Genomic DNA, 5,392 nt, shown 5'->3' on the forward strand with positions numbered 1-5,392 from the left:
CGCCGGCGCGGCAAGCTGGCGGTCGTCGCCGTGGCGCGTGCGGATGCACGGGCGCGTCGGCGTGAAGCGAGGCCTGTAGCGTCTTCCCGATTCCCGATTCCCGATTCCCGATTCCCGATCTGGCGATGTGGCGATGTGGCGATCCAGCGACGTCGCCGGCGTGCCGGCGGCGCCTGACGCCCGGCGCGCGGCACGGACGACCGCTCGTCCGCGCGCACGTCCCGGGGCATCCTCCCGCCGCTTCTTTACGCGATTTTTACGTTTCGATGCACGCCTTTGCCGGGATTTTCACGCGGGTCTTCATATGATGGATCACGTGGAAACGGATGCGGTGCGCGTCGGCGCGCAAGCGCATCCGGCCTGCAGCACCGCCGGCCGGATGTCGACAGCAAGCGCCGCTGTGCCGCGAGGAAAATCGCCATGTCCCTAGCTCCCCTGACCGGCCATCGTCCGGACAACCTCGGCCAGGCGCGCACCGCCGCGCACTCGATGTTCGATCCGGCGCTCGTGCGGCCGGCGATCGTGGAATCGTTCAGGAAACTCACGCCGCGCACGCAGTTCCGCAACCCGGTGATGTTCTGCGTGTACGTCGGCAGCATCCTGACGACGATTCTGTGGGTCGCCGCGCTGTTCGGCCAGGCCGAGGCGCCGGCCGGCTTCATCGTCGCGGTCGCGCTGTGGCTGTGGTTCACGGTGCTGTTCGCGAACTTCGCGGAGGCACTCGCCGAAGGTCGCTCGAAGGCGCAGGCCGCATCGCTCAGGAGCGCGAAGCACAACGTCGTCGCGAAGAAGCTCGCGGCACCGCATGCGAATGCCGCGGTCGAGGTGATGGGGTCCAGCGACCTGCGGCGCGGCGATGTCGTGCTCGTCGAGACCGGCGACACGATTCCCGCGGACGGCGACGTGATCGAAGGCGTCGCGTCGGTCGACGAATCGGCGATCACCGGCGAGTCCGCGCCGGTGATCCGTGAAGCGGGCGGCGACTTCTCGTCGGTCACAGGCGGCACGCGCGTGCTGTCCGACTGGATCGTCGTGCGCGTCAGCGTCAATCCGGGCGAGGCGTTCCTCGACCGGATGATCGCGATGGTCGAAGGCGCGAAGCGCAAGAAGACGCCGAATGAAATCGCGCTGACGATCCTGCTGGTCGCGCTGACGATCGTGCTGCTGCTCGCGACCGCGACGCTGCTGCCGTTCTCGACATTCGCGGTCGAGGCCATGAAAGCGGGCCACGTGGTGACGATCACCGCGCTCGTCGCGCTGCTCGTGTGCCTGATCCCGACGACGATCGGTGGCCTGCTGTCCGCGATCGGCGTGGCCGGGATGAGCCGGATGATGCAGGCGAACGTGATCGCGACGTCGGGCCGTGCGGTGGAAGCGGCAGGTGACGTCGACGTGCTGCTGCTCGACAAGACCGGCACGATCACGCTCGGCAACCGCCAGGCGTCGACGTTCGTGCCGGCCCCGGGCGTGACCGAGGAAGCGTTGGCGGACGCCGCGCAGCTGTCGTCGCTCGCCGACGAGACGCCGGAAGGCCGCAGCATCGTCGTGCTCGCGAAGCAGCGCTTCAACTTGCGCGAACGCGACATGCAGGCGCTCCATGCGGTGTTCCTGTCGTTCAGCGCACAGACGCGAATGAGCGGTGTCGACCTGCCGGGTCGAGAGATTCGCAAGGGTGCGGCCGATGCGGTCAAGCACTACGTGGAAGTCCACGGCGGACATGTCGCGTATGAGGTCGATACGCTCGTGGCTGACATCGCGCGGCGCGGCAGCACGCCGCTCGTGGTCGCGGAGCGGTACGACGGCGCGGCACGCGTGCTCGGCGTGATCGAGCTGAAGGACATCGTGAAGGGCGGCATCAAGGAGCGCTTCGCGGAACTGCGCAAGATGGGCATCAAGACCGTGATGGTGACGGGCGACAACCGGCTCACGGCCGCGGCGATCGCGGCGGAAGCGGGCGTCGACGACTTCCTCGCGGAAGCGACGCCGGAGGCGAAGCTCGCGACGATCCGCGAGCACCAGGCGGCGGGGCGCCTCGTCGCGATGACGGGCGACGGCACCAACGATGCGCCGGCGCTCGCGCAGGCCGACGTCGCGGTCGCGATGAACAGCGGCACGCAGGCGGCGAAGGAAGCCGGCAACATGGTCGACCTCGACTCGAACCCGACGAAGCTGATCGAGATCGTCGAGATCGGCAAGCAGATGCTGATGACGCGTGGCTCGCTGACGACGTTCTCGATCGCGAACGACATCGCGAAGTACTTCGCGATCGTCCCGGCCGCGTTCGCGACGACCTATCCGCAATTGCGCGTGCTCGACGTGATGCATCTCGCGTCGCCGTCGTCGGCGATCCTGTCGGCGGTGATCTTCAATGCGCTGATCATCGTCGCGCTGATTCCGCTCGCGCTGAAGGGCGTCACGTACCGCCCGCTCGGCGCGGCGCCGCTGCTGCGCCGCAACCTGCTGATCTACGGGCTCGGCGGCATGCTGCTGCCGTTCCCGTTCATCAAGCTGATCGACATGGTGCTGGTCGCGTTCGGATGGGCATGACCGTGAACGGACAGCCCGCGCGCCGTCGTCGCGCCGCGATCACGATGCCGTCCGATGGTGGCAATCGGCGACCGGCGCTGCCGCCAGCGCTGCCACCAGCGTTGCCACCAGCGCAGCGCCCGCACCGGACCGTTGCCGCATGAGCGAACCGGCCGTGGTCGTCGTCGTCGTGGATGGCGACCGTTTCATCCGTCATTTCGTGCACGCGGCGCTGAAGGCGGAACACATGCACGTATGCGAAGCGGCGACCGGTGCCGAAGGCGTCGCGGCGGTCGCCGCGCGCCGTCCCGACCTGATCGTCGCGGACATCAGCGTGCCCGACCTGGGTGGCGTCGCGCTGATCCACGCGCTGCGCGACCAGTCCGCTGCGCCGCTGATCGTGCTGTCGGCGCTGAGCACGGAAGCCGACAAGGTCGCCGCGCTCAACGCGGGCGCCGACGATTACCTGACCAAGCCGTTCGGTTCGGCCGAGCTGATCGCGCGCATCCGCGCGCACCTGCGCCGGCAGGCGGGCGGCGCGCATGTCCGGGACGCGTGCGTGCGTTTCGGCGACGTGACCGTCGATCTCATCGACCGGCAGGTGCTGCGCGGCGGCGCGCGCGTGCATCTGAGCCCGATCGAATACCGATTGCTCGCGGTGCTCGCGCATCATGCAGGCCGGCTGCTGACGCACGACCAGCTGTTGCAGGAGGTGTGGGGCGCCGCGCACGAGAAGGATCCGCATTACCTGCGCGTCTATGTAGGGCATCTGCGCCGCAAGCTGGAACGCGATCCGGGCCGGCCCGAGCACATCCTGACGGAGACCGGTGTCGGTTATCGGCTGACCGGCGCCGACGAGTCGCGCGATTCACGCTGATAGCGCTCGCGTGTAGCGGTCGTGATGCATGGTGACTGCGCGTCGGCGACGCTGCGCGCGTGTGGCGCCGCCAGCCGATTTAGCGCGTGCTCGTTGCGCCGCTGGCCGAATTACGGCGTGCTCGGTGTGCGCGTTGCGCTCGTTGCGGGGGATTCGTCGGCGACGGCAATGGCCGGCCGGCGCAGCTGCGCGTCGAACTGCTGCACGCGCAGCACGACGCGTTGCGCGTAGCGCTTCGTCCCGCCGTTGTAGCGGACGAGCGCGGTTTCGATGTCGCCGTCCGCGTCGTCGAGATAGCCGCGGAAGATCGCCGCGCCGATCCGCACGTTGGTCGCGGGATCGGACAAGTCCTTCACATGCGCGACGAGATCGCGATGCGCGGCGGGCAGCACCTGCATCAGCCCGCGCGCGCCCGCGACGCTGACCGCGTGGCGGTCGAAGCCCGATTCGACCGCGATGATCGCGAGCAGCAACGCGGGCGCGAGCCCGTAGCGGTCCGACTCGGTCTGCACCGCGTGCGCGATCGTCAGCGCGTCCGCATACGCGACGTGAAAGCGCTTGCGCAGCGTCGCGACGATAGTGTCGAGCGCGAACGGCGTGTCGGGTGCCGCATCGGCGGCGGGAGAGAGGGGCGCGGCGGCGACTTGCGCGCCTGCGGGAGGAGGCGCGACAGCGGCCGACAGCGCAAGGGAGGCTGCCATCAGCAACAGTTTCAGGGAGGCGGCCGGGCGCTTGCGCCGGCCTTGCCGGTGACCCGCTTCGTTGGTTCCGTGCATGTCGTGGCACCGTGATTCGGATGCCTTCGACTGTACGTAGCCGCGCGTTGCGATGGTCGAAAGAGTTGCGGGCGGTGGGTAAATGTTGCGTAAAGAGTGGGGCGCCGCGCACGCCGACGACGCATGCGCTGGCAGCCAGCACCGCGGCGGCGGATGCGCGCCTGGTATCGGCGCGAGCGCCCGCCTAGCGTCGCCTGCGGTCCTGCGGCCCGCCGCCGCGCGCCACGCGCCACGCGATGCTGCCGAGTGCGCCCACCGCGATCACGAGCGACGCCCACAGCACGTAGCGGCGCATCGCGTCCGTATCCGCGGCGCCATGGGTCGATGCGGCCTGCGGCGTCACCGGCTGCGCTTCGCCGACGCGCGCGGGCCTGATCTCGGTCGACGCGCCGATCAGCAGCGATTCGCGGCTGACCGCGGACGACGCAAGTGATGCGTTGCCGACGCCAAGCGTGAACGGCGGTGCGCCGCGCGCGACGAACGTCAGCGAAGCGGGGCGCCAGCCGACTGTGGCGGCCGGCAGTCCGCTGCCCAGCCCGCCGTTGCGCATGTCCACGACGATACGCCACAGGCGGTCCGCGTCCGCCGCGAACTCGAGCGGCGGATTGCGCTGTTCGCCGGCCTTGCCCTGCAGCCGGAACAGCATCGCGTCCGCGACGTCGTGCCACGGCGATTGCGTGTCGGTCCGGGCCTGGATCGTTGCGTGCGCAATGGTATTGCGCTGCGGCAGGTCGATGCGCAGCCGGTCGATGGGATACGCGCCGTCCGTCTCGAACAGATACTCGCCCGGCGTGCCGCCGGCCCGCATCCGCACGCCGGTGCGCCATTGACGCGGCGCTGCCGCGCGATCCGCGGCGCCGCGCGTGCGCGTTTCCGCTTCGGCGGACGCGATGTCCGGCGCGCCGTCGAGCCAGTTCAGCCGCAGATAGCGCTGCCGCACGCCGTCGAGCGCGATGCGCTCCTGCGTCAGCGTGTGGCCGTCATATGCGACCTTCAGCAACTGCGTGTCCGTCAGCGGCTGCCAGCTGCGCAGGTCGTCGCTCGCGTCGATGCTCACGCGCCCCTGGTAGCTGTCGTTGCGCAGATGGATCAGCAGCGCACCGACCTGCCCGTCGGCATGTGACAGGTCGACGAGATCCGCGTGGCGGCGCGCGTGCGGCGGCGCGGCGACGGTCGCACGCAGCGAGCCGTCCGCGGCGACCGACACGCCGAG

At 69.7% G+C, this 5,392-nt stretch carries 4 protein-coding genes; 2 read left to right on the top strand and 2 right to left on the bottom strand.

The window, feature by feature from the left end; genetic code table 11:
• Positions 1-489: 489 nt before the first annotated feature.
• Positions 490-2,547, top strand: a complete 2,058-nt coding sequence (gene kdpB / locus G3N94_RS39495) for a potassium-transporting ATPase subunit KdpB (protein ID WP_205799619.1) — start codon at positions 490-492, stop codon at positions 2,545-2,547.
• Between the two features lie 139 nt (positions 2,548-2,686).
• Positions 2,687-3,403 (top strand): response regulator, encoded by a 717-nt coding sequence (locus G3N94_RS39500; RefSeq protein ID WP_205799617.1) that lies wholly within the window; start codon positions 2,687-2,689, stop codon positions 3,401-3,403.
• A gap of 110 nt (positions 3,404-3,513) precedes the next feature.
• Here the strand turns inward: G3N94_RS39500 and G3N94_RS39505 are convergent, their stop codons facing one another.
• Together G3N94_RS39505 and G3N94_RS39510 are read right to left on the bottom strand one after the other, a co-directional pair.
• Positions 3,514-4,179 (bottom strand): lytic transglycosylase domain-containing protein, encoded by a 666-nt coding sequence (locus G3N94_RS39505; RefSeq protein ID WP_241022332.1) that lies wholly within the window; start codon positions 4,177-4,179, stop codon positions 3,514-3,516.
• Between the two features lie 184 nt (positions 4,180-4,363).
• On the bottom strand, positions 4,364-5,392 hold a 1,029-nt coding region (locus tag G3N94_RS39510; protein ID WP_205799618.1), incomplete at its 5' end, for a DUF3999 domain-containing protein.

The organism is Burkholderia sp. Ac-20353, from assembly GCF_017104785.1.
In the GTDB taxonomy this organism is placed as follows: Bacteria; Pseudomonadota; Gammaproteobacteria; order Burkholderiales; family Burkholderiaceae; genus Burkholderia.

Coding starts and splice junctions, on each gene's coding strand:
- kdpB (WP_205799619.1), top strand. CDS start 490: ATGTTCGATCCGGCGCTCGTGCGGCCGGCGATCGTGGAATCGTTCAGG.
- G3N94_RS39500 (WP_205799617.1), top strand. CDS start 2,687: ATGAGCGAACCGGCCGTGGTCGTCGTCGTCGTGGATGGCGACCGTTTC.
- G3N94_RS39505 (WP_241022332.1), bottom strand. CDS start 4,179: ATGCACGGAACCAACGAAGCGGGTCACCGGCAAGGCCGGCGCAAGCGC.